General features: G+C 33.3%; 15 protein-coding genes and 2 tRNA genes. 6 read left to right on the forward strand and 11 right to left on the reverse strand.

Translation table 11 applies throughout. The annotated features are described in order from the left end of the window. Nucleotides 1-296: 296 nt before the first annotated feature. From NPY00_RS04080 to ilvA, 3 genes are all read right to left on the reverse strand, one after another. Nucleotides 297-1652 carry a DEAD/DEAH box helicase gene (locus NPY00_RS04080; RefSeq protein WP_269020805.1) on the reverse strand — a complete coding sequence of 452 codons (1356 nt, stop codon included), beginning with the start codon at nucleotides 1650-1652 and terminating at the stop codon, nucleotides 297-299. Between the two features lie 303 nt (nucleotides 1653-1955). Continuing rightward, on the reverse strand, nucleotides 1956-2486 hold the full coding sequence (locus NPY00_RS04085; RefSeq protein WP_269020935.1) for a hypothetical protein: 531 nt from the start codon (nucleotides 2484-2486) through the stop codon (nucleotides 1956-1958). Nucleotides 2487-2522: 36 nt separating this feature from the next. After that, on the reverse strand, nucleotides 2523-3788 hold the full coding sequence (gene ilvA, locus NPY00_RS04090) for a threonine ammonia-lyase IlvA (protein ID WP_269020806.1): 1266 nt from the start codon (nucleotides 3786-3788) through the stop codon (nucleotides 2523-2525). A 153-nt stretch (nucleotides 3789-3941) separates the two neighbouring features. Here ilvA and NPY00_RS04095 point away from each other — a divergent pair. Continuing rightward, nucleotides 3942-4029: transfer RNA gene (locus NPY00_RS04095), tRNA-Leu, on the forward strand. A gap of 826 nt (nucleotides 4030-4855) precedes the next feature. On the opposite strand, the gene NPY00_RS04100 is transcribed toward NPY00_RS04095, so the two are convergent. The 3 genes from NPY00_RS04100 to NPY00_RS04110 form a co-directional block, all read right to left on the reverse strand. After that, nucleotides 4856-5692 (reverse strand): outer membrane protein, encoded by an 837-nt coding sequence (locus NPY00_RS04100; RefSeq protein ID WP_269020807.1) that lies wholly within the window; start codon nucleotides 5690-5692, stop codon nucleotides 4856-4858. A gap of 669 nt (nucleotides 5693-6361) precedes the next feature. Beyond that, nucleotides 6362-6634, reverse strand: coding sequence for a hypothetical protein (locus NPY00_RS04105; protein ID WP_269020808.1), 273 nt, complete (start codon nucleotides 6632-6634; stop codon nucleotides 6362-6364). Further along, the gene (locus NPY00_RS04110) at nucleotides 6631-9003 is read right to left on the reverse strand and encodes a mechanosensitive ion channel family protein (protein WP_269020809.1); all 2373 of its coding nucleotides are present in this window, start codon (nucleotides 9001-9003) and stop codon (nucleotides 6631-6633) included. The genes NPY00_RS04105 and NPY00_RS04110 overlap by 4 nt, the downstream gene beginning before the upstream one ends. A 628-nt stretch (nucleotides 9004-9631) precedes the next feature. On the opposite strand from NPY00_RS04110, the gene secD reads away from it, so the two are divergent. The 3 genes from secD to NPY00_RS04125 all read left to right on the forward strand — a co-directional run bounded on the left by secD (nucleotide 9632) and on the right by NPY00_RS04125 (nucleotide 15010). Continuing rightward, on the forward strand, nucleotides 9632-12175 hold the full coding sequence (gene secD / locus NPY00_RS04115; RefSeq protein WP_269020810.1) for a protein translocase subunit SecD: 2544 nt from the start codon (nucleotides 9632-9634) through the stop codon (nucleotides 12173-12175). Between the two features lie 99 nt (nucleotides 12176-12274). Continuing rightward, nucleotides 12275-14008, forward strand: a complete 1734-nt coding sequence (gene ybaL, locus NPY00_RS04120; RefSeq protein WP_269020811.1) for a YbaL family putative K(+) efflux transporter — start codon at nucleotides 12275-12277, stop codon at nucleotides 14006-14008. Between the two features lie 42 nt (nucleotides 14009-14050). Further along, a complete protein-coding gene (locus tag NPY00_RS04125) occupies nucleotides 14051-15010 on the forward strand; it encodes a lysylphosphatidylglycerol synthase transmembrane domain-containing protein (RefSeq protein ID WP_269020936.1) in 960 nt (319 codons plus the stop codon). Nucleotides 15011-15110: 100 nt separating this feature from the next. Here the strand turns inward: NPY00_RS04125 and NPY00_RS04130 are convergent, their stop codons facing one another. After that, nucleotides 15111-16664 (reverse strand): TerC family protein, encoded by a 1554-nt coding sequence (locus tag NPY00_RS04130; RefSeq protein WP_269020812.1) that lies wholly within the window; start codon nucleotides 16662-16664, stop codon nucleotides 15111-15113. A gap of 481 nt (nucleotides 16665-17145) precedes the next feature. On the opposite strand from NPY00_RS04130, the gene NPY00_RS04135 reads away from it, so the two are divergent. Together NPY00_RS04135 and cycA are read left to right on the forward strand one after the other, a co-directional pair. Next, a tRNA-Lys gene (locus tag NPY00_RS04135) sits at nucleotides 17146-17221 on the forward strand. Between the two features lie 929 nt (nucleotides 17222-18150). Beyond that, the gene (cycA, locus tag NPY00_RS04140; RefSeq protein WP_269020813.1) at nucleotides 18151-19551 is read left to right on the forward strand and encodes a D-serine/D-alanine/glycine transporter; all 1401 of its coding nucleotides are present in this window, start codon (nucleotides 18151-18153) and stop codon (nucleotides 19549-19551) included. An 82-nt stretch (nucleotides 19552-19633) separates the two neighbouring features. On the opposite strand, the gene ilvC is transcribed toward cycA, so the two are convergent. The 4 genes from ilvC to NPY00_RS04160 form a co-directional block, all read right to left on the reverse strand. Further along, on the reverse strand, nucleotides 19634-20653 hold the full coding sequence (gene ilvC / locus NPY00_RS04145) for a ketol-acid reductoisomerase (RefSeq protein WP_269020814.1): 1020 nt from the start codon (nucleotides 20651-20653) through the stop codon (nucleotides 19634-19636). Nucleotides 20654-21296: 643 nt separating this feature from the next. After that, complete coding sequence (locus NPY00_RS04150; protein WP_269020815.1) at nucleotides 21297-22028, reverse strand: pyridoxine 5'-phosphate synthase; 732 nt, start codon at nucleotides 22026-22028, stop codon at nucleotides 21297-21299. Nucleotides 22029-22105: 77 nt separating this feature from the next. Next, a complete protein-coding gene (locus tag NPY00_RS04155; protein ID WP_269020816.1) occupies nucleotides 22106-23227 on the reverse strand; it encodes an ATP-dependent DNA helicase in 1122 nt (373 codons plus the stop codon). A 326-nt stretch (nucleotides 23228-23553) separates the two neighbouring features. After that, the gene (locus NPY00_RS04160; protein WP_269020817.1) at nucleotides 23554-25350 is read right to left on the reverse strand and encodes an acetolactate synthase 3 large subunit; all 1797 of its coding nucleotides are present in this window, start codon (nucleotides 25348-25350) and stop codon (nucleotides 23554-23556) included. Nucleotides 25351-25429 lie beyond the last annotated feature (79 nt).

The following is a 25429-nucleotide window of genomic DNA, read 5'->3' on the forward strand; positions in this document are numbered from 1 at the left end:
CCTTTTCATAAAGTCTATCAACGAACAATTTCTTATATGGTTTAAGACTCAAAAAAACACCATAAAAAGCTTGTCTCGTTTTGTGGTGTATTTTTGTATCAATTTGAATAAATATTAACGTGTAATTATAACCTATTAGAATCTCATACATTCAAAATTTGCTAAGCGTAATTTGCTTAACGCTACCATAAATCGTCATTTAGATTTCTTTTTTAATCTAAATTAACAAAAGCCAAAAACCTAAAAATATGTTCCTTACTTTCTTGGCCAAATTATTTATTCAAGATATTGATTTTTTATATCTTTCTAACACGAAATAACTTTCTATCTTTTGTAGTTTTTGTTTCTTTTTTAGATTTTCCACTTTTAGATGCAGATTGTCTGTTATCTACACGCATAGCTGTATCCGCACGAAAAGAGGATATTTTTTTACGTTGAGCTTTTTTAAAATAACGTTTCTTTATGTTTATTTCAGGTTTTAATAAAATTGGTTTTTCTGGAAATTCTCCAAACTGCGGCGGAATTTCTTCACGGATTAATTTAATCCGTATTAAACGTTCTACAGCACGCAAACGTGCTCCCTCTATATCCTTGTCAAAAAGTGTAATTGCATCACCAGAAGCACCGTTACGTCCAGTACGACCAATACGATGAACATAACTTTCTGCTTCATCTGGTAAATCATAATTAATAACGTGACTAATTCCTGGAACATCAATACCACGTGCAGCAATATCCGTTGCAACAAGAACTCTTACAGCCCCTTCACGAAAAGCCTTTAATGCACGTTGTCGAGCGTTTTGTGATTTATTTCCATGAATTGTTGCGACAGAATACCCTGTTTTCTCCAAATAATGAGAAACTGCATCAGCGCCATGTTTCGTTCGCGTAAAAACAATAACTGAAGTCAAAGCTGGATTTGTTAGAAGTTTACTCAAAGCGTTCTTTTTTTCACGCGTAGGAATACAATACAGTTTCTGCACAATTTCCGTAGCTGTTGTTCCTTGAGGAACAATTTCTATTTTTACAGGATCATTAAGTAAACTATTGGCAAGTGCAATAATTTCTTTTGGCATTGTTGCAGAAAAAAGAGCCGTTTTTCGCTTTTCATGCAAGAGCTTTGCAATTTTCTGCACATCATTAATAAATCCCATATCTAACATACGATCTGCCTCATCTAAAATCAAAAAATGAGACTGAGAAAGATCAATATACTTTTCACGAACAAGATCCATCAAGCGCCCCGGCGTCGCAATTAAAATATCCACACCAGCTTTCATACGCTTAATTTGTGTAAAACGCGATACTCCACCTAAAATCAAACACGTAGATAGGTGTGCACCTTTTGTAACAAGACGAATTGTCTCTTCAATCTGCACAGCAAGCTCACGCGTAGGAACCAAAATCAAAGCGCGTGCAGTTTTAGGAAAACGTTTATCCCCTAAATTCAAAATCTGGCTAACAACAGGTAATCCAAATGCTAACGTTTTCCCAGAACCAGTTTGTGCAATTCCTAAAATATCTCGTCCTTCCAACATCATTGGAATTGTCTTCTCTTGAATAGGTTTTGGTTTGACAATACCTGTTGCTATGAGGTTTTTAGTGATAACAGAAGGCAAGCCTAATGCTGTAAAGGAATTGACTTTATCCATATGAAAAACAAAACTTTCTTCAGCTTAATAGATTATACAAATGTAAAAAGCTGATTACATTATTCAAAAACTTGCGCAATAGAGTTCTTGATACTTAATATCTATGAATCAACGCTCAGAATAAATATAAGCGATTTGCGCAACTCATGAATGTTGTGAAAAAATACAATGAAAACGTCTAAACCAACTTTAATAAAAAGCTAATCAAAGAGCTTAAAGATGTTCTTACTTATTTTATTCGTAAGCGGATAAAAACAAAAAAAAGACATTCCTGCAAGAGATATTTATTATAAAAAACCATTTTTATTTCTCTATTATTTTTTCTTGTGGCAAATTTATTCCACTTAAAGCAGGATAAATCTCAAGAAAAACTGAATTTTCTATAGTTTTTCGTCCTCCATAAATTAAATACCACTGAGCATTATCAACAATTGCCAATGTATTATACTGAATAATACGATTCTTCGTTTCAAATACCGTTGGAATCAAAGCGTATAAAGCGCCTTTATCTGTTTTCCGATATGCTATTTTCTTTTCATCTAAATGATAAGAACCAGCAGAAATATTTTCGAATTGAGTATACAGTTTTTTAAGAAAACTCGTGCGCAAATTAGCTTCTGTTGTATCTAATCGACGTGCCATTTCCTTATAAAGACGATCTGGCATTTTAGTAGCAATTATAGCAACATCACCCTTTTTGATAGCAATATTGATATCATTTACTAAACTTGAAAGCTCGGTTTTTTGTATAACGGTTGCTTCATCAGCGCGACTTTGTCCACTTATTCCTAAAAATAAGAATATGCTCACTAAAAAGTAAAAAATAGATTTCACCATTATATCTCTTCTTTCAGTAAAAAGCTTAAATTCTCAAACAACAAAATCAAATAATGTTTGATCATTGGTAATATCACGATAAGGCCAGTCCAGCATTTTAAATTTTTCTTCTAACACGCAAAAATTATCATGTTTTGTTGTTTCAATTGCAATCAATACAGATCCAAAACTTCTAGATGATTTTTTTAAATATTCAAAACGTACAATGTCATCATCCGGAGATAATTGCTTAAGAAAATTACGCAACGCTCCAGGTTGTTGAGGAAAACTAAAAATGAAATATTTTTTTAACCCCTGACATCGCAAAGAACGCTCTTTGATATCTGGCAAACGTTCAAAATCAAAATTTCCACCTGAAACAATTAAAACAATTTTTTTTCCTTTCAATCTTTGATGAGACATACTTTTAAGAGCATCAATGGATAAGGCACCAGCTGGCTCTAAAACTATACCTTCAAGATTAAGCATTTCAATCATTGTAGAACACAATCTATTTTCAGGAACCGTAATAACAGAATCTGGCGAAAATTCCTTCAACATTGTATAATTTAACGCACCAATCTCTGCTACAGCTGCACCATCAACAAACGTATCAATACAATCAAGCTTAATACGTCTTTTACTATTCAAAGAAGCAAGAAAGCTTGCTGCCCCTTGCGGTTCAGCAAAAAGTAATTCTGTTTTCCAATGATGTTCTTGTAAAAAATTGCTGACACCACTGGCCAAACCACCTCCACCAACAGGAACAATAATTAAATCGGGTTCATTGTCTCCATTAAGTCTTTTCCACTGTAAAGTAATCTCATACAAAACTGTCGCCTGCCCTGTAATCACATGAATATCATCAAAAGGTGGCGCCATAACCCCTCCCTCGTTAGCAACAAAAGATTGCGCAGCCGCATAGCATTCATCAAACGTGTTACCAATTAAACGAATTTCAACAAACTCCTCACCAAAAATACGCGTTTTATCAATTTTCTGCTGAGGTGTTGTTATGGGCATAAAAACAACTCCTTTGCGCTTAAAATGGCGACAAGCAAATGCGACTCCTTGAGCATGATTACCTGCTGATGCACAAACAAATACTGTATCTTTCGATATTTTATCAAATAGTTCTGATACAAAATTAAATGCACCACGAATTTTATAGGATCGTATAGGTGTTAGATCTTCACGTTTCAAATAAATTTCTGCATCATATTTCTGACTAAGAAAATCATTTCGTTGAAGAGGAGTTTCAGCAAAAACATTATGAAAAACCTTCATAACTTTGGCTACATCTTGAACAAAATTACCCATAGCATCTATATTTTCTATTTTATTAATCTTCTAAAATTTCTTCTATCTTTAAAAACAATAATTGTCAGTCAATTTTTAAAAAATAAAAGAAGTTTTCCTTCATTATTAATTCTTGATTCAAGAAAAGATATAGCTTATGAAGAGGCAATCATTGCGGACGTGATGAAATCGGTAAACATAGCAGACTTAAAATCTGCCGGCCCTAAAGGCCTTGCGGGTTCAAGTCCCGCCGTCCGCACCATTTTTTCCTTAATGGTTAAAATCTCTTTTTAAGATATTGAGATTCAAGTTTTTTCTTAATTTTGTAGTAAGACTCAGTGATTTTCTAAATAATCCATCAATCGTTGGTGGGTCTCAAACACAAATACGATTATAAATATAACATGCAATCCAGAGAAATGAGAAAAAGTTTAAACATGTATAGGTTGTCTAAGTTTAACTTTTATATTCAATAAGTTCACAAATTCATAAAACTTCAATAATTAAAAAGCTTAAAACTTTGAAATATATATAAATATTATAAAAACACTTTTCCTATTTTAAAAATAAAAATTACGTTTTTTATAAAATGGAAGGTCTTCAGCTTTCACTAAAACCATATAAGAAGTTCGTGTGATTCTACTTCATCTATTTAAACGAGTATGCTGATTTTACCTAAATCATAACAATCCACTAAAATAGTGCTTCTTTAAAAAAGACAATATTTCAAATAGTTACACAAGATTAAGAATAAAAAATTATCAATGTATTCAAAAAATAATTTTTAAATGCAAGCATATCAACGGTAAGATAAATGAAACTTCACACTGTACATTAGCTTCACACTGTACATTAGATTGTATTATTTATTTGAACAATTTTGCATCAAAACAACAAACATTATTACAAAAATTCTTAAAAAAATTAATATATAAAATATATTAAAAGATTTTTTTAAAGTTATAACTGAAATAAAAAACATCACTTGGATATTTATTTCACCGAACATTAATTTTGAGTAAAAATTTACAACAAGAAAAAGCTCTATCTAAAAAATGATAGAGCCTTAATAACTGTTAATTGAAAAATTAAAATTTATAAGCTACTCCCACGCGAAAATCATTCGTCTTATAAGCAACTTCAACTTTATCATCAGAGAATTTTTTCTTCCCAAAATCTGAGTAACGATATTCCGCCCGCAAAACTACATTGTCAGTCATCGCAAAATCTGCGCCAGCACCAACAGTATAACCAACCATAACTTTTTTATCATTTGATGAATCTGTATTACTTATTAGAGGTCCTTCCTTTTCATTAACCGAAGTTGAAATTATATGCCGAAGCTGCGTATACGCAACTCCACCTGCAAAATAAGGCATAACACGGTCAGTAGCAAACCCTATACGCAACCGAGTAGCTCCAACCCATTTTTGTTTTAAGGTATGTTTTACAGTTTGTGTATAATACTGTACCTCTTTTTTAGAGAAATCTCCTGCTGTAAGTAAAGGCTCTGGACCGTGAAATTCACTACAATCATTAATCTTTGTATCTTTACTTCCAGACCACATAAAATCCGTATCAACACCCACAATAAAGCCATCAGCTAAATCAATATTAGAACCTGCATACCCACCTTTCAAAAAACCTGAAAGTTTAGGATGTAAAATTTCTTTTGAATCATTTTTTTCATATTTTTTTTTACTATTTTTTTTATTACTCTCAAAATTATTGATGGTGCTTTTACCTGACGAACCTCCAATCTGAGCACCAACATAAAATCCCGTCCAAGAGAACGAAGCAGGTGCTGCAGCGACTGGAATAGGTTCACGGTGAACCACACTATGAACGACACCATCTGAAGCATGCGCTACAGAAACAAATATAAAAGAAAAAATAGCCCCTAACGGAAAATATTTTGTATTCATAAATTACCTCCCCATTTGATATTTATGATACTATAATATTTCTATAATTGCATATCTAAATTAAAAAATCTGTAACAAAAACAACACAGTCAATAAAATAATGTTTCAAATAAGAAAAAACTAAACTTCATCCAACACTTTAACATTTCTTGCAGTAAATATATAAAGAGATTGGGAACAGTAAGCATTATCTTTTTCAAAGATTAATTTTCATTCATAGCGTACCATTAACTCTGATGATCATTTTCGCGGTTTGTGCTCATTTCAATGCCTAGATCTTTCATGAAATATTTGGAACATAAACAAACCAAAATTCTTATTTTTTTCAATTTGATAACATTTAACAATTTTTACTTTTTTAATAATAAATTTAATAAAAATTCTCACCACTAATAAATGAAGCATATTCTGCAATAACGGCATAAAATATTTTTGAACTATTGAGTTAAATAATATAAATTTTGTATATAATGAAAAATCTGTTGCAGTTTTTAAACCTAAAGCGGCATTTATTATAGATACCACATAGTGATGATATTATTCATCTTTTTCTTCATTCTTAGAGAAATTACCTACACTATGTGATAGCTAAACTTATGAGCAATTAATTTTGGTTCAGACACTAATAATTATGCTTTTTTAATCGTGTAATGAAAATCTCAAATGACTTCATTTGAAAAATGCTCTTCCTTCATTGATTTCTATAGTATCTTCTGATTTTATTACAAAGCGATCTTTATTAGGAAAAGTAATAAAACAACCCTTTATACAAACAGTGATTGTCTGATTAGCGTTTAATGAAATATTCGAAAGCGTGCTTCCTTCTGCAATAACAAGAGACTGTATTTTTGAATCGTTATTTTTTATTGTTGCTGCAAAAACTTTTGTTATACAAATATTTAGCAGCGTAAATACAATCAAAATATAAAGATATTTTATCATTCCAAAATTCCTTCTTTCACAAAACGCTCATAAAGCATAAAACGAAGCACATTAGTGATCTCAGACGTAGAAGTAATATTGGGCACGTAAATAGATAAAGTAAATGAAAAATGCTTGCTATCAAATGCTGTGAAGTTCACTTGTGGTGCAGGATTTTTTAAAACTCCTTCAGGAACAGAAGCGATCTGCAATAAAATTTCAACAACACGTTCTGGAGATATACTCGTTGAAACAGTCAAAGGAATATCTACTCGCCCCATTTTATTACGACGTGTCCAATTGCTCACATTATTATTAATAAGATTTGAATTAGGGATAACAATTGTCTTACGCTGAAATGTCTCAAGCTCTGTAGCCCGTACACTGATACGTTTCACAATACCACTAACTGACCCAGATTCTATATAATCACCCAATTTAAACGGCCGCCCAATCAAAATAATAAGTCCAGATACAAAATTCTGAACAATATTCTGTAAGCCAAAACCTATACCAAGAGAAAGGCCTCCTGCAATAAGTGCAAAACCTTTAAGATCAAAACCCGCTATTGATATTCCTATCAAAGATGATACAGCAATGCCTCCATAATTGATAACTGTTTTGATAGAGTTTCGCACACCAGAATCGAATCCTCCATTGACCATCACCGAGCTATCTAGCCAACGAACAAAAAAACGGATAAAAAACAGTGCTATAAAAAAAACAATTATTCCAATAATAATGGAGATCAAAGAAATAGACATCTGTCCAATTTGAAAACCTGTCATCAATTGCCAAAGTGCAACCATCACATCAGAATACGAAAACCCAAATTGCGTAATAATTGGCATTGCACATAATGTAATAACAACAAAATTGAGAAGGATACCACACACAATTCCTAATTGATTCATGGTTTTTTCTTCTAAATGAAACCATCTCATTAGAACACGACCAATACTCGTTTTCATAAATACACCTTCAGATGCAATAGCACGAGCACTTTGTATCCCTAAATACATCAAAACCAAAAACGCACCACTCACTATAATCAGCTGCATAATAAAACGCGCTAAACCAACATAGCCTAAGAAATCCGTTCCAAGCAGCAATAGCCCAAACCCAATAAGGGGAATACGTATATAAAATGGCCAAGGGAACGATTTTTCTATTTCATTTTGAAAATGCGCACGCCTAAATCGTAAAGGCATAAATGAAATGATTAATAAAAGAATTCCTACAAGGAAAACAGCAATAAAACTTTTTGCAATGGTTAGAGTAAGAGACGCTAAAACAGCTTGATAAACACTATCAAAAATAGCATCAAATGCTAGAATACTTGCTAACAACGTTAAAAAAATTATGAGCTGATAAGCTGTCAAGGGCGCAATATTAACAAGACGCATATGCGTCCTCTTAGGTGATAAAAGTACAACCAATATACGGCTTACTAAAAATACAAAAACGATTTGACGTCCAATTGTATAAAATACCTCTGAAAGTTTCTCTAACTTTAAATCAAAATTGCTCAACAAAAAAAACGTGAAATAAACACAAAAAACACAAACAAGAGCAGGGAACAAAATTGAAATAAATGCGACCAACAAGCGTTGCAAATAAGGAACTTCATCATCATTTTTTACAATACGGATATACACATGTTGAATAGCTTTGTGTGAAAAATAAGAGAGACCTAAAGCAGAAAAAAGTGGAATAAAAAAAGCAAGAAATAATTGCAATGGTTTGAAATAACTTACAATTTTCCACCAAGAGTCAAATAATGAAACAAAATCTATTGAAGCTTCTTTAATTTTCTCGATAATATTTTTTATCATTGGAATTGAAAGTTCCAATCTATGTGTAAGTGTACGTGTAAAAAGTTCTCTAGACTGGGAAATAGCTCGCTCTACCATTTTATTGGTAGCTAAGAATATTTCTTCAAATTGACGTACGATATGATTAATCTTAACTTTTTGTTCTAACAGATTATCACGTTCTTGATTCTTGCTTTCTAAATCTTCTTTATTATTGCTTATCCCATCCAATTGGTTAAGCAGTATATTGATCTCATTAAGAGGATCTCTCAAAACAAATGCTGATTCTAAAGCGCGTTTATTAATATTCTGCGCTTGCAAACGTCGTTCTATTAAAATGCGTTCATCTTCTGTTTCTTGTTCAAAATTTTGTTGTAAAGCTTTGACATCATTTTTAAGCTTTTCAATAATTAATTGCTGTTGCTGAATAATGTCTACGATTGAATGTGCAGTTTCTGATTGCTCAACCACCGCGGGCTCTGATGCAAGAACTATCCCTGCAAAAGAACTGAAAACATTGCCAACTATACAACTCAAGAAAAAAATCTGTATTGTTTTTTTTAAAAATGAATTCATAGCTTTACTTAAAAGAAAATGAGTGCTCAAAATATCTTGTTTTAAATATGGCGGAAGAAAAATGTTTCCAACTTTTTATAGAATTTAACTATAAAAGCTTTTTCTCATCTCATAATACTGATAAAGAAAAGAATGAAGTAATTTAAAGATTCATAAATTTAAAGAAAGTGCACCAATATGTTTTTTTTGCATTTACATTGCAAAAAAGAAAGTTTTCTTTCTTTGACGACTTGGCTTTTTTTATCTAGTTTTAGCATGTGGTTAACGAATGAATTAAGTGTGTGTACTCACTTAATTGATCAACAACATGCTATAAACACACTTAACATCAATACGCTTCATTCCAAAAATAAATATAATGGATTAAATATTGCAACGTTTGCAAACAAACAATTTATAACACTTCATAAAACTTTGATCCCACTTTTTACCATTTTTGAAAATATATTCCTATTAAATGTATTTTCAAATCTCACTATAATTACCGATAAACAATCTCATCAGTTTCATACACAATATTTTTCATATCAACGCGCTCCTCCTTTTACTTGATCTGAAAAAGTATTGTTCTATTTTATTTTTGCTCTCGACCAAAACAACCGTTAAATAATTATCACCGGAATTTATTATGCGTACACCTGTCTGGTTAACTATTTTTTATTGTCTTATTCTTTTAGGTAGCGTTTACATTGCCTTACCAAACCTATTCTCACAAGAACAAATCGAAAATTCAAAATTCCTACCAAATACTCACGTAACGCTTGGACTAGATCTTCAAGGAGGATCTTCTCTTTTGTTAGAAGTAGATACTAAAACATTAAAACGCGATCAATTACACACAATTTTAGATGAAGTGCGTAAAAAACTACGTGAAAATAAAATCAAACCATCAAACATCCGCACTATCGAAGATAGTGTGATGATCATTCTTTCCGATCCCACACAAAATAAACAAGCCATTACTGCTTTAGAAACATTGATTACACCAATACAAAGTAGTTTTGGTACAATATCTAATGATCTTAGTATCAGCGTTCAAGATGAAGTTATCCACGTTACATTGACGGAAGCAAATATTAAAAATCGTATCAACTACGCTGTAGAACAAAGCTTAGAAATTATTCGTCGACGAATTGACCAAATTGGTGTGAGTGAGCCTGCTATTCAAAAAATAGGAACTGATCGTATTATGGTTCAGTTACCTGGATTACAAGATCCAAAGCAGTTACGTGATCTTTTAGGAACGACAGCAAAAATGTCTTTTCATCTTGTTCCCTTCAATGTTGATATCAATAATCCTCCTCCAGGTATTTCAGTTCTTCCAGGATATAACAATGAAAAACAACTCTATGCTATCTATGATCAAATTGCTTTAGATGGAAACGTTCTTAATGATGCACGAGCAGGATTTGATCCGCAAATACCAGGACGTTCTATTATTTCATTTACAATGAATTCTATTGGATCAAAAATATTCGCAGAAATAACCCGTAAAAATATCAATCATCCTTTTGCAATTGTTCTTGATAACAAAGTCTTAACAGCTCCTATTATTAATGGTGTTATTCCTAACGGACAAGGTCAAATAACCGGAGACTTTACTCCCAAAGAAGCATCAACGCTTGCGGCATTACTTCGAGCTGGATCCCTCCCCGCACCTTTAACTGTTATTGAAGAAAGAACTGTAGGACCAAACCTTGGTGCAGATGCTATTAAAATGGGGCTCTATACGGGTATTATAGGCTTTGCTCTTGTTGCAATGTTCATTCTTCTTCTCTATGGGGTTTGGGGTATTATTGCCAATATAGCACTAGCTCTTCATACTATTTTGACCTTTGCTGCACTGAGTCTTCTCGGAGCGACACTCACACTACCTGGAATTGCCGGTATTATTTTAGGTATTGGTATTGCTGTTGATGCTAATATTTTAATTAATGAACGAATCCGTGAAGAAAGCCGAAAAGGCGTTAGTGCTTTTGCTGCTTTAGATCGAGGCTTTCAACAAGCGTTTGCAACAATTGTTGATGCTAATGTTACTGCTATCATCGCGACTATTTTACTTTTTTGGTTTGGCACTGGTCCTGTTCGCGGTTTTGCTGTCACAATGTCACTCGGCATCATTATTTCTATGTTTACCAATATCACCATAGTACGCATCATGATGATTTGGGTTGTCCGTAAATGGAAAATAAAAACTCTTAATATTCAATCTTTGTTCAGCGTTATTTCTCAAAATACAACTTTTCATTTTATGAACGCTCGTTTTATTGGTATTGGCGTTTCAATTATCTTATCTCTTGCATCAATTTTTCTATTTTTTAAACCTGGTTTAAATTATGGAATTGATTTTGTCGGTGGAAGTCAAATAAGTATTACAACAAAAAAAACTGAAAATTTAGCAACTTTACGTTCAAAACTTTCCACTTTGGATATTGGTGAAATTACACTACAAAATATTGACAATGAAAATACAATTCTCATTCGTATACAACAACAAAGTGGTGGTGAAATACAACAAACTATTGCTATCGATAAAGTTAAAGTGGCTGTACAAAGTATTTACGAAGATGTCGTCTTCGATCAAATAGAAGTTGTTGGCCCTAAAATTTCAGGTGAACTTGCTACAGCAGGTTTCATTGCCGTTATTTTAGCAGCTATCTCTATGTCACTTTACATTTGGTGGCGATTTGAATGGTTTTTTGCCGTTGGAGCAATTGTTACACTCATTCTTGATACGACAAAAATGGTTGGTCTTTTTGCTTTATTTCAGTTTGACTTCAATTTAACGGCCATTGCAGCACTGTTAACCATTGTTGGTTATTCCATCAATGATAAAGTTGTTGTTTATGATCGAATGCGTGAAAATATGCGTCTTTATAAAAAGATGCCACTGCGCGAATTGATTGATTTATCAATTAATCAGGTTCTTGTACGCTGTCTTTTTACATCGACTACAACAGTGTTAGCAATGTTGCCCATGGCACTATGGGGCGGAAGTGCTGTTCATAATTTCGCACTTCCTATGGTGATTGGAATTATTATCGCGACATCATCTTCGATTTTCATTGCAGCTCCTATTTTATTATTATTAGGAGATTGGTGGAATAAGCGGAATGATGCAAATGTAAAAACTGTAAAACCGCACAAAAGTACGGCTAAAACAAAAATATAATTTGAAAAGTAGCAGATCAATTCACAAGATGTGCTACTTTTCTCACTGATAAAAACGAAAATTATTTTAAATCATCTATTACAAAAACTATAAACAACTATGCTTCATGATACACCACTTATTACAACGATTGTTGCAGGCTTATGTCTAGCGTTTGTTTTTGGAATGATTGCTAATCGTCTCAGAATTCCACCTTTGGTGGGATATCTTTTAGCAGGAGTTATTGTAGGACCGAATACAGGTGGATTTAGAGTTGATTCTGTCCTTATTAAACAACTTGCTGAAATTGGTGTTATTTTGCTGATGTTTGGTGTAGGTTTGCATTTTTCATTAAAAGATCTTTTATCAGTTAAAACGATTGCTATTCCTGCAGCTATTGCACAAATGGTCTTTGCTACTTCTATGGGGCTATTTCTTGGTTGGATCATGCAATGGAATTTTAGTACGAGTTTAATATTTGGTTTAGCCTTATCAACAGCAAGTACAGTAATTCTATTACGTACTCTACAAGAACAACGACTGATTGAAACAGAAATAGGACGCATTGCTATCGGCTGGCTTATCATTGAAGACTTAGCCATGATCCTTATACTTGTTCTCATGCCTGCATTGGCTAGTATCTTAAATAATACAACAAATACATCGACAGATCATTTTATTCGATGGTTGAGTTTCAATATTTGGGATATAATTGGCTTTACCATTTTTAAAGTCATCGTATTTATTACTCTCATGCTCATCATTGGACGACGTATTATTCCATGGTTACTCGAAATTAGTGCTCAATCGGGATCTCGCGAATTATTTCGTCTTAGTGTCTTTGCTACTGCACTAGGAGTAGCGTTTGGAGCTGCTCATTTATTTGGAGTTTCACTGTCTCTTGGCGCTTTTTTTGCAGGTATGGTTATGAGTGAATCAGAATTAAGTCATCGTGCAGCCGAAGAATCTCTTCCCTTACGAGATGCGTTTTCTGTCCTCTTTTTTGTTTCTGTAGGAATGCTATTTGATCCAATAAAAATTATAACTGACTTTTCTCCTCTTCTAGCAACCCTATCCATTATTATACTTGGAAAATCTGTTATTGCTTTTTTTATTATTAAAGCTTTTCGTTATTCTAACGGAACAGCTTTTACTATTTCAGCAAGTCTTGCACAAATCGGGGAATTTTCCTTTATCTTAGCGGGATTAGGTTCAAATTTTAGACTCTTAAATGATGATGCGCGCGATTTAATACTTGGAGGTGCTATTCTTTCTATATTACTTAACCCTCTTGTTTTTCTCATTATTGATAGAATTAAAAAACGTCTAGAAAATTATTCAGAAAACACACAAAATACAAAAACAATTACTCACATTGATTCTATAAATCTTGACGATAAACTTTTATCTGTTACATCAAAAATTGATCACGTTGTTATTATTGGTTTTAGTCGTATTGGTAAACGTATTGCTCTCTCTTTAATGAGAGAAAACATTTCCGTCTTAGTTGTAGAAGAATCAAGACGTCTCGCTGATACCGCGATTGCAAGCGGAATTGAAACAGTTTGTGGCAATATTATTAAAGAAGAAATTATTAATGCTGCAAATATTAAAAATGCTTGCAAAATTATTATTGCAACCCAGAGTCCTATTGAAGTAGGACAATACATAGCAAATATACGAAACATTAGAAAAGATATTCAGATAATAACCTACGCCTTATCTGATTCAGAAATATCCTATCTTATTGATTTAGGTGCAAATATTGTAGTAATTGAAGATGAAGAAATTGCTAAAGGTATTATTGAGCATATAACAGGACAACGATCTGAAACTAATAATCATAAATTATAGGGACAGAAAATACAAATGAGCAAAATAAGTGGATATAAGAGTATAAAATTCAAAAATTTTATATGGCCGTTAATTGGTATCATAGCGATGATTATATCAATACGTGTTCTCTATATAAAATTGTCTGCTATTTCTTTTAATGATGTCCTGAATCGTTTAAATGACTTAAATATATATAATTGGTTATTCGCTTGTTTTTGTTCACTGATTGCTTACGCTTCTCTTGCGGGATATGATCGAATTGCTTTGCAGCATCTTGGGCGCAAAATTTCTTGGATATTTATTACCATATGTTCATTTACTACTTATGCGCTTTCGCATAATATTGGCGCTTCTGTTTTTTCTGGTGCTGTAGTGCGCTATCGCGCTTATAAAGTAAAAGGATTAAGTGGGTCAGAAATCGCTATATTAGTAGGTTTTTGCTCTTTTACTTTTGCGATTGGTATTGTTTTACTTTCTGGTATTGTTCTCATTGCACAACCCCAAATTATTACTCTTGTTTATTCTGATCTTCCCATATGGTTGGGAAGAATAATTGGTGTAGTTTTACTTACTTGCATAGCTCTTTACATTTTTGGAAGTTGGCTTCAATTAAAACCGATATCTATAGGGAAAAAATTTAAACTCTCTTATCCGAAATTGAAAATTGTAATCCAACAACTTATAATTAGCCCATTAGAGATTTTAGGTGCAGCGGGAATTATATACGCAGTACTTCCTCATGGTAATGACATCTATTTTATTTCTGTGCTTGGCGTTTTTCTTGCATCTTTTAGCATAACTCTTCTTTCAAACGCTCCTGCAGGAGGTGTAGGAGTTCTTGAAGCTTTATTCATAACAGGGATGCCTACTATAGATCCAGCTGACGTTATTGCCGCACTTATTGTATTTAGAATGCTTTATTTGATCATCCCATTTATCCTATCATTATTTTTTGTAGCAATTTTCGAAATTCAACAATACAGAAAAGGACAAAACAAAAATCATGTGAATCAAAAATAGCATGACTTCATTATTGCTTATACAAAGAAAAATAATAATCACTGTGATCTATATAATGACACGATAAATATAATTTTCTTAATTTTATTTATATTGAATATTATTTTTTTTCATATGAAATCAGTATTTTCGATATATTCCTGCGATCCATTTCGATAACTTTAAAAAACAAACCTTCAGCCTCAAAGCTTTCACCTTCATTCGGTAAATGACCAAAATGCCATAGCATAAACCCTGCAAGTGTAGTATAACGATCTGCCTCATCCACCAAATCGCGCTCGAGATAACCACTTAAACGACGAATATCAGCATATCCTTCTACAAGAAGACTTCCATCTTCAAACTTTTCTGCCACAACAGGTTCTTCATCACCATCAGAGAAATCGCCTGCTATCGCTTCAAGAATATCGGTTGGTGTTGCAATACCTTCAAAAGAGCCGTGCTCATCAACAATAATAGCAAGCTGGATCGAAGAATGCCGTAACTGCTCCATTAATCGTAAAACACTTGTATTTTCATGAACCACAAGAGGTTCGCGCATAACCTTTTTCCAATTGATCTTTTTTCCTTCTGCTAAATTTAAAAGAAGATCTTTTGTTAAAGCAACACCAACAAATTCCTCTACTTTTTCATACGCAAGAATTAAACGACTATGCTTAACCCGTTGCAGTTCCTCACGCATTTCATTTTCATCACCATTGATATCTAACCATTCAATCTCATTTCGCGGCGACATAATAGAACGCACAGGGCGATCAGCTAAATCAAGAACACCACGAATCATCTCTTTTTCTTCTGGACGAAAAATCTCTGAAGCTGCTGCTTGTTCTGCAATGACATCTACAGTTTCACCGAGATTTCCATCTTTTTTCCCACCTCCTAAAAGTCTTAAAACAGCATCAGCAGTCCGTCCGCGGAGATCATTGGTTGTAATTCTTTTTTCACGATTATGCCGTCCAATTTGATTAAAGGCTTCAATAAGAACTGAAAAACCTATTGCCGCATATAGATAACCTTTTGGAATGTGGAAACCAAATCCTTCAACGACAAGAGAAAAACCAATCATCATTAAAAAACCAAGACAAAGAATTACAATAGTGGGATGGCGGTAAATAAATTGCATAAGGATACCAGATCCCCACATCATCACTCCCATAGCGATAATAACAGCTATATACATCACAATAGCCTGATCTTTAGTGATCATACCTGTCGCAGTGATAATACTATCAAGAGAAAAGACTGCATCAAGCACAACAATTTGAATAATAACTTGCCAAAAAACAGCATAGATACCCTCTGTTTTTTTCTCATTCGTTGTCCCTTCAAGTCTCTCATGTAACTCCAAAGTTCCTTTTGCTAACAAAAAAGCACCACCACTTATTAAGATAAGATTGTGCCAGCTAAATACAAAAGATGCGACGGAAAAAATAATCTTATCAAGATTCATGATCCAGCCAATAACAGTCAGTAAGAAAAGCCGCATAACCAATGCTAAACTTAAACCTATTAATCGTGCACGATCACGTAAATGTAACGGCAATTTTTCTGCTAAAATTGCAATAAAAACAAGATTATCTATTCCCAAAACAATTTCAAGAAAAATCAATGTTACCAAACCAAACCACGCGTAAGGATCAGCAATCCATTCCATTATTATAACCCACCTTTACAAAGAATATCTTGAAAAACTCAACTGCACATTGCTGATGAAACAAAAATTCATAAGTTTCTATTCACACAATTGGTCAACAACACTCAGCACAAATAGCGCTTTAAAACAAATACCCGAATAATACCGCTTAAACTCGTATGAATATTGATAAAATTTATAAAGGAAAATAGCGATTGACACCGCTTAAAGCGAAAAGAAGATTCTTCTAAATTGTTCCCGGGCATTACGCTCGATGATCCTCCGACTATAGTTCTGTATAATAATCAAAACATTCATTTATAGATCTCTTCATAATGGGTCTAATTTTGTATAAGATCAAGAGGCGATAATATTTTAACTTGAAACATTTATTCTATTGAACAATAGAATTCAATGTACTTCATACAAAAAACAACAAAATAATCTAGACATCTCACTTCAATAACGTTATAGAACCAATCGCTCTTTTTAGACAAAACACGGGTGATTAGCTCAGTTGGCAGAGCAGCTGACTCTTAATCAGCGGGTCGTGGGTTCGATCCCCTCATCACCCACCATTAAAATTGGATTGCTAGTATAAATTTTCCAAATCTAAAATGCTATCAAAATTATTTTTTATTGGCATGATTAATAAAATTCTTTAGCTTTACAATGATAAACATCTCCCTTGAATATCAAAATCTAACTTTAAAAGTCTTTTTTGATTTCCACATGTTCTAACTTATCAAATATTGATTTTTTTTTGAAAAAACGACACATTTCACTACAGTATTTCACCACTGCAAATTTCTCTTCAACATCACTGTATGTCGTTTTGATATCACTACTGTTCTATAATTTTGCATACCTACTGTATTTTAAAAGTGTATTATAGAAAAACTTTTCAGATTTATTTTTATCATAAATTAAAATTGCAAACCATATTGTCACATCAATAATTAGTTTTATCCATTCATTTAAAATTTATGGATTATTTATTTGACAGAAATTCATGTATATAGCGATATTACTGATCATCAAATCAATATTTAAAACTAATAAACTAGTATCTCTTTGAATTTAATTAGTAAAAAATTCTCTTTATATACACTTTATTATCCGATACATATATAAAGAATAATTTTAAAATTTATATAACATTATCAGCAATATTAAGAATCAAAATAAAGTAGAAAAATTAACACTGTGTCATTTTTGACTTAAAACATGGTAAAAAAATGCAAAAAATTTTCCATTTTTTAAGTCTATTATGCTGAAATCCGTAGTTTTTCTATAAACCTATGACAATACTGATATTTTTTGTCATATCATTTCAAAAAAAACATCTCAATTTTTCTTTTTTACAAGCTATCTTCCATAGTTAATAACGTTTTTTTCCTTTACAACTCATGTGTATAATGTTTCCCTGGTTAGGTTTTTTTATAAAAAATGTCTTTTTTAGTATAATTTTAATTTGAATATTAATGATAAAGGGAACCCCTAAAAAATGGATGAAAAACAAAATTTAGGTAAAAATCGTAAAAGAAAGTTGCAACGCGGCCTGAATAATCGCCACGTCCAACTCATCGCCATTGGTGGTGCAATTGGAACAGGTCTCTTCATGGGATCAGGAAAAACAATTAGTGCTGCAGGTCCTTCAATTTTATTAGTTTACGCTATTATTGGTTTTGTTCTCTATTTTGTAATGCGCGCTATGGGAGAACTGCTACTTTCCAATATCCAATATCGATCCTTTATTGATTTCTCAACAGATCTTTTAGGACCAAGCGCCGGATTTTTTATCGGCTGGAGTTATTGGTTGTGTTGGATTGTAACGGGAGCTGCAGACATTATTGCGATTATTAATTATACACAATTTTGGTGGCCCGCAATTAATCCATGGATACCTGTTTTTGCCTGCATGTTTGTCTTTTTAACATTTAACCTTGTTGCAGTGAAATTATTTGGAGAACTTGAATTTTGGTTCAGCCTTATCAAAGTTATCACAATTTTGGTGCTAATCTGTGTTGGATTTTATATGATTTTTACTGGATTCATTTCTCCAAATGGCACCGTTGCTTCTGTAAATAACGTATGGAATGATGGAAATATCTTTCCTCGTGGAGTTATGGGATTTTTTGCTGGATTTCAAATTGCCATTTTTTCTTTTGTTGGAATTGAACTTACTGGAACAACCGCAGCTGAAATTCAAGATCCTGGGAAAGTTTTACCAAAAGCAATCAACTCTATCCCTTTTCGCATTGTGTTCTTCTATATCTTCTCCCTTTTTGTCATTATGTCAGTTACACCTTGGAATCAAGTCGTTCCAGATAAAAGCCCATTTGTACAAATGTTTCGACTTGCTGGTATTCCAATAGCTGCTGGTTTAATCAATTTTGTTGTTCTTACAGCAGCTGCATCTTCTGCTAATAGTGGCATTTTCTCTACCAGTCGCATGGTTTATGGTCTTGCAACTAAAAAAGGAGCACCTAAATTTTTAGGAAAGCTTTCCAAGAATAACGTCCCATCTAACGCATTATTCTTTTCGTGTTCATGCGTTTTATTAAGCTATATAATTCTATTGTCATTTCCAAGCGTTATAGGTGCCTTTACAATCGTTACGACCATTTCTGCAATTTTATTTATGTTTGTATGGTCAGTGATTATCGTTAGTTATATTATTTATCGCCGTAATCGCCCTGAACAACATGAGACATCTATCTATAAAATGCCAGGTGGTGTTTTCATGTGCTGGATTATGTTAGCTTTCTTTGCTTTCATTATATATTTATTAACGCTAGAACCTGATACTTTTATTGCTTTAAAATACGCTCCATTATGGTTTATATTCTTAGGAGTAATGTATTTTCTCTCTAAAAAACAAAATATTTCTAGTGATAAAACATAAACTGTTGCATATGAAGAATATGAAAAAGGGGTAATTGAAATTACCCCTTTTTTTATACATAAAATTCTCTGTAATATAAAATTTAATTCCGTTTTTTATCGACTAAAGCATTCGACTTAATCCAAGGCATCATAGCACGCAGTCTTTCACCAACTTCTTCAATGGGATGCTGATCATTTAATCGTCTCATACCTTTAAAATGAGCTGCACCAGATTTATATTCCTGCATCCAACCAGATGTAAATTTGCCCGTCTGGATATCTTTCAAAATACGCTTCATTTCTGTTTTTGTGGCATCAGTAATCACACGTGGGCCAGACATATATTCACCCCACTCAGCTGTATTTGAAATTGAATAGTTCATATTCGAAATACCGCCTTCATACATAAGATCAACAACGAGTTTAACCTCATGCAAACATTCAAAATAAGCCATTTCCGGTGCGTAACCCGCTTCTGTTAATGTTTCATAACCTGCACGAATAAGCTCTACGAGACCACCACAAAGAACAGCTTGCTCACCAAAAAGATCAGTTTCGCATTCTTCTCTAAAAGTCGTTTCAATCACGCCCGCACGCCCACCACCAATAGCACAGGCGTAAGACAAAGCGATATCATGAGCATTTCCTGAAATATCCTGTTCAATGGCCATTAAACAAGGAACACCACAACCATTTTCATATTCATTACGAACTATATGACCTGGACCTTTTGGAGCAATCATCACAACATCAAACGTTTTTTTGGCCTCAATTAAACCAAAATGAATACTCAAACCATGAGCAAATGCAATCGTAGCTCCATCATGTAAATAATCATGAATATGTTCTTTATAAATATCAGCTTGCAACTCATCAGGTGTTGCCATCATAATAAAATCTGCCCATTTTGCAGCTTCAGCAACACTTACAACTTCAAAACCATCTGTTTCAGCTTTTTTAGCTGTAGCTGAGCCTGAACGCAAAGCAATTTGCACATTTTTTACACCAGAATCTCTTAAATTCAAAGCATGAGCGCGTCCTTGTGAACCGTACCCAATAATAGCAACTTTCTTTTCTTTAATTAAATTCATATTTGCATCACGGTCATAATAAATACGCATAAAACTACTCCCTTATATCTATATAATTTAAACTCAGATATTTTATCCGATCAAAAACAGCAAAATCTTAGACGCTTTGCCTAGTACGAACACCAAACCGCCTCTTAATAACAACACAGCAACTGGATATTTTTAAAATTTGCGTATCATAAATAACTAAATTAAAAACATGAATAATTTTTCAAAATTATATTCAAATCTAAAAATAAATTTTAGCTACCACTCAATAGCAAATAGCATATTACAAAAACAATCTTGTTACAGGAAAATATATTATAGCTTTTACCTTTCTTGTCTCTAATACCTTCAAAATTATTATTATTTATACTTTATATAACCATTAATCATGAAGTAAATAAAAATAGATAACAAGAAAAGTTACAAAATAATAATGATCACTTTGCCACATTTTAAGATAAAAAATCGTTCTTAAATAAACTAAAGAACAATCTTTTCATTCATAGTACTTGAAATAAACTATAGGCCAAGCACAGTTATTTTATTTACATGAAAAACTCTCCATTTTATCAGTACAAAATAATAAAATTAGAACTCCAAAGGTATGAAGAGCTATATTTACTCTATAAATCAAACTCATAAAATGAAAGAAAACTTATCTCAAAATAATCAACATAAGGAAAATTTATTTCAATAACCGGATAAAACGTTGAACAGTCTCGTACATACCATACTCTAGTGCATCAGCAATCAGGCCATGACCAATAGAAACTTCATCCAACCAAGGGATCCGTTTAATCAGTGCAGGAAGATTAACTGTTGTCAAATCATGTCCTGCATTAATTCCTAACTGAAATTTTTGAGCGCTTGTGGCTGCTAGAACAAGTTTCTGCAGTTCCTGTTCTTGCTTTTTTCTGTCCTTAAATGCAGCAGCATAAGGTCCAGTATAAAATTCTACACGATCAGCACCAATTTCTTTAGCAATCTCAAGACCATCTAAAACAGGATTAGCGAATAACGAAACACGAATTTTTTTTTCTTTTAAACGCCAAATGATAGGAGCTAAAAACTCTGCATTATCAGAAAAATTCCAACCATGATCAGAAGTTGATTGATCAGGATCATCCGGCACAAGAGTAATCTGATCAGCATATTTTTCTGCAAAATTTAAAAATGTTTCACTGGGATAACCTTCAATATTAAACTCAGCAGAAGGAAAATTATTAATTAAAGAACGTATATCTGGCAAATCAGAAAAACGAATGTGTCTTTCATCTGGTCTTGGGTGAACCGTCAAACCTTTTGCACCCGCTTCAAGTGCTATTCGTCCAATATTTTTTACATTTGGCCACGGTAGATTCCGTCGATTACGTAAAACAGCAACAGCATTAAGATTAACTGAAAGCTTTATAGCCATCCCCATTTCCATTTCATAAATATTTAAAAATAAAAAAATATATAATCTCAGCGCAAATTCAAACAACAATCATCATTTTATCGAACAATCGTTAGACGTTCTGCTGCACGTGTAATTCCCGTATAAAGCCAACGTATATACATATCACGAAATGCAAAACCCTCATCAAATAAAACAACATTATCCCATTGAGATCCTTGAGCTTTATGAACTGTTAATGCATACCCATAATCAAAATCATCATATCGTTTTTTTAATTGCCATGAAATAGGATTATCAGGATTCTCAAAGACTGCTTTTAAAAGCTTAATTTTAGTGACACCGCGCTCACTTTCCTCTGGTTTAACAAGAAGATTGATACCTGGCTTAACAGTTTCCTTCTGTGCAGTTAAAACTTTCCATAAAGAACCATTTAATAAACTTTTTATAGGATCATTTCGCAAACATACAAGCTTATCTCCAGCTTGTGGATAATCTGTTGTAAATCCCTTCAACTCACGCAAACGTCGATTATAAAGATGACGCGTTCGATTAATTCCGACTAAAATCTGATCTGCATCAAGAACAAACTGTTGATTAATTTCTTTTCGCTTAATAACACGAGCTAATCCATAATCTCCGTAAGCAATATCACGTCCTTCACGCACATCCATAGCCAAACGAATAATTGGATTATCCCGTGCTTGTCGATGAATTTCTGATAAAAGAAAATCAGGAGCACTTTCAGAAAAAAAACCACCTCCTGATACGGGAGGTAATTGTCCTGGGTCGCCAAGAACAAGAATAGGCGTCCCAAAGCTCATCAAATCACGTCCTAATTGCTCATCTACCATTGAACATTCATCAATAATGACAAGTTTAGCTTGTGAAACTGAACTTTGTCTATTCAACACAAACGTTGGTGCAATAGATGTTTTTCCCGTTAATTCATCAGAAACTTCTTCCTCTCCACGAGGACAATAAATCAAAGAATGAATAGTGCGAGCATTACTCGCACCTTTGGAGCGCAAGACTTGTGCTGCTTTCCCTGTAAATGCAGCAAATTGAACTGAACCATCAACTGTTTCTGCAAAATAACGGGCAAGTGTCGTTTTTCCTGTTCCAGCATAGCCAAAAAGACGAAAAATAGGAGAGTGCCCCTTTTTTAACCATGTAGCTACAGCCTTTAATGCATTATCCTGTTCTGGAGAAAATTGCATAATTCACCAAAATAAAAATCGTGCAAAAAAACAAAAATTATTACGAAAAATACCCTGCATCTCTTCACGCCATTTCTAAAAATTACGGCTCATAAACTATTATTCTCTGTTTAATATATTTCACAAAAACCGATTAAGGAGTAAAAAATATTCACTGTATGAACAATTTTGATTTTTTTCATAATTTCAAACAAAAAGATCAATTATCCGATTTTAAAAAGAATTTATTGTTTTCCGTAAATTTATATCCTCTCAAATACCTATCAATTTATCACGTAAACATAACTCTTATCAGCTAAATCCTCTTTATTGGAACTCTCAAATTCTTATACAAGCAATTGTCCTTCATCAGAAATAGCATTCGCAATAGCTTCATCGTTAGCTTCATCAGAAAGCAACATATCATTATGTGCACACCCAGATGGGATCATTGGAAAACAATTCACTAAATTATCAATACAACAATCAAATAAAACTGGTTTATCACATTCAATCATCTGTTGAATTTTATCATCAAGTTCGTCTGGCCTTGAACAACGAATACCAACTGCCCCATATGCTTCTGCTAATTTAACAAAGTCAGGTATCGATTCAGTATAAGAATGAGAAAGACGATTGCCATGGAGTAATTGCTGCCATTGACGTACCATCCCCATATAATGATTATTCAAAATAAAAATTTTTACAGGTGTCTTATATTGCATGACAGTTGCAAGCTCTTGAATATTCATCTGAATTGAAGCATCACCAGAAATACATATAACTAACGCATTAGGATGAGCGATCTGAACTCCAAGAGCAGAAGGTAAACCATAGCCCATTGTTCCAAGACCACCAGATGTCATCCAACGTTTTGGTTCATTAAAATGGCAATATTGTGCAGCCCACATCTGATGTTGTCCAACATCCGTTGTAATATAGGTATTCATATTTTTGCTCAATGTATGCAAACGTTCAAGCGCATATTGTGGCATAATAGTCTCTTTTTTCTTGATATATGCTAACGAATTACGTGCTCTCCAACGATTAATTTGCATCCACCATTCATCACAATTTTTTTTATCAAATGCCAGCTGCATAGCACGTAAACCTTGTACCATATTTTCTAAAATATGAGCCACATCTCCAATAATGGGAACATCTGCTTTTACGATCTTATTGATAGAAGAAGGATCAATATCAATATGAATAATACGTGCGTGAGGGGCAAATGCATCAAGTCTTCCAGTAACACGATCATCAAACCGTGTACCAACAGCCAACATAACATCACAATCATGCATGGTCATATTTGCCTCATATGTCCCATGCATTCCAAGCATTCCAAGCCAATTTTTACCAGAGGCAGGATAAGCACCAAGTCCCATTAATGTTGAAGTAATCGGAAAATTTCCTAATTGAACGAGCTCTCGTAAAAATTGTACCGCTTTAGAACCTGATGAAATGACACCGCCACCAGAATAAATAACAGGTTTTTTTGCTTCTGCTAAAAGAGAAACAGCATAATCAATATTTTTCGTATCAACCTTCAATTGTGGTTGAGAACTGGAGATCATCGTGGAAGGCGCTCTATAAACACCTGAAATAAATTGAATATCTTTAGGAATATCAATTAAAACTGGCCCTGGACGTCCGGATTGAGCAATATGAAATGCTTCATGAATAACCTGTGCAAGATCATTAACATCTTTAACAAGCCAATTTTGTTTAGTACAAGATTTCGTAAGATTAATAGTATCTGCCTCTTGGAAAGCATTTGTTCCCATCACACTTGTAGGCACTTGACCAGAAAAACAAACAATAGGGATAGAATCCATAAAAGCATCTTGCAGAGGTGTAACTGCATTGGTTGCTCCAGGGCCAGAAGTTACAAGCATCACGCCAACTTTTCCAGTACTCCGAGCATAACCCTCAGCGGCATGACCTGCTGCTTGCTCATGACGAACCAAAATATGTTGAAATGAATCTTGTTGATAAATAGCATCAAAAATAGGGAGCACAGCTCCTCCAGGATAACCAAAAATATGTTTAACTTCCTGATCAATAAGAGCTTGAACAACCATCTCAGCTCCTGACATTACTTGTCCGTCCATCTTTTCTTTTATTTTTGAATGTTTCTCCATTTTTTCTACTCGCCTACTTTATCGCAAAATAAAAAAGGCTTCTAAAAAAGAAGCCTACAGCACATGAGTACAAAATCGT

It is taken from the genome of Bartonella sp. F02, assembly GCF_026929975.1.
GTDB lineage: Bacteria > Pseudomonadota > Alphaproteobacteria > Rhizobiales > Rhizobiaceae > Bartonella.

Bases quoted from the DNA above. Each gene is read 5' to 3' on its own strand.
- ybaL (WP_269020811.1), top strand. From the start codon at position 12,275: ATGCTTCATGATACACCACTTATTACAACGATTGTTGCAGGCTTATGT.
- ilvC (WP_269020814.1), bottom strand. From the start codon at position 20,653: ATGCGTATTTATTATGACCGTGATGCAAATATGAATTTAATTAAAGAA.
- NPY00_RS04155 (WP_269020816.1), bottom strand. From the start codon at position 23,227: ATGCAATTTTCTCCAGAACAGGATAATGCATTAAAGGCTGTAGCTACA.
- NPY00_RS04150 (WP_269020815.1), bottom strand. From the start codon at position 22,028: ATGGCTATAAAGCTTTCAGTTAATCTTAATGCTGTTGCTGTTTTACGT.
- NPY00_RS04160 (WP_269020817.1), bottom strand. From the start codon at position 25,350: ATGGAGAAACATTCAAAAATAAAAGAAAAGATGGACGGACAAGTAATG.
- NPY00_RS04080 (WP_269020805.1), bottom strand. From the start codon at position 1,652: ATGGATAAAGTCAATTCCTTTACAGCATTAGGCTTGCCTTCTGTTATC.
- NPY00_RS04100 (WP_269020807.1), bottom strand. From the start codon at position 5,692: ATGAATACAAAATATTTTCCGTTAGGGGCTATTTTTTCTTTTATATTT.
- cycA (WP_269020813.1), top strand. From the start codon at position 18,151: ATGGATGAAAAACAAAATTTAGGTAAAAATCGTAAAAGAAAGTTGCAA.
- ilvA (WP_269020806.1), bottom strand. From the start codon at position 3,788: ATGGGTAATTTTGTTCAAGATGTAGCCAAAGTTATGAAGGTTTTTCAT.
- secD (WP_269020810.1), top strand. From the start codon at position 9,632: ATGCGTACACCTGTCTGGTTAACTATTTTTTATTGTCTTATTCTTTTA.
- NPY00_RS04130 (WP_269020812.1), bottom strand. From the start codon at position 16,664: ATGGAATGGATTGCTGATCCTTACGCGTGGTTTGGTTTGGTAACATTG.
- NPY00_RS04110 (WP_269020809.1), bottom strand. From the start codon at position 9,003: ATGAATTCATTTTTAAAAAAAACAATACAGATTTTTTTCTTGAGTTGT.
- NPY00_RS04105 (WP_269020808.1), bottom strand. From the start codon at position 6,634: ATGATAAAATATCTTTATATTTTGATTGTATTTACGCTGCTAAATATT.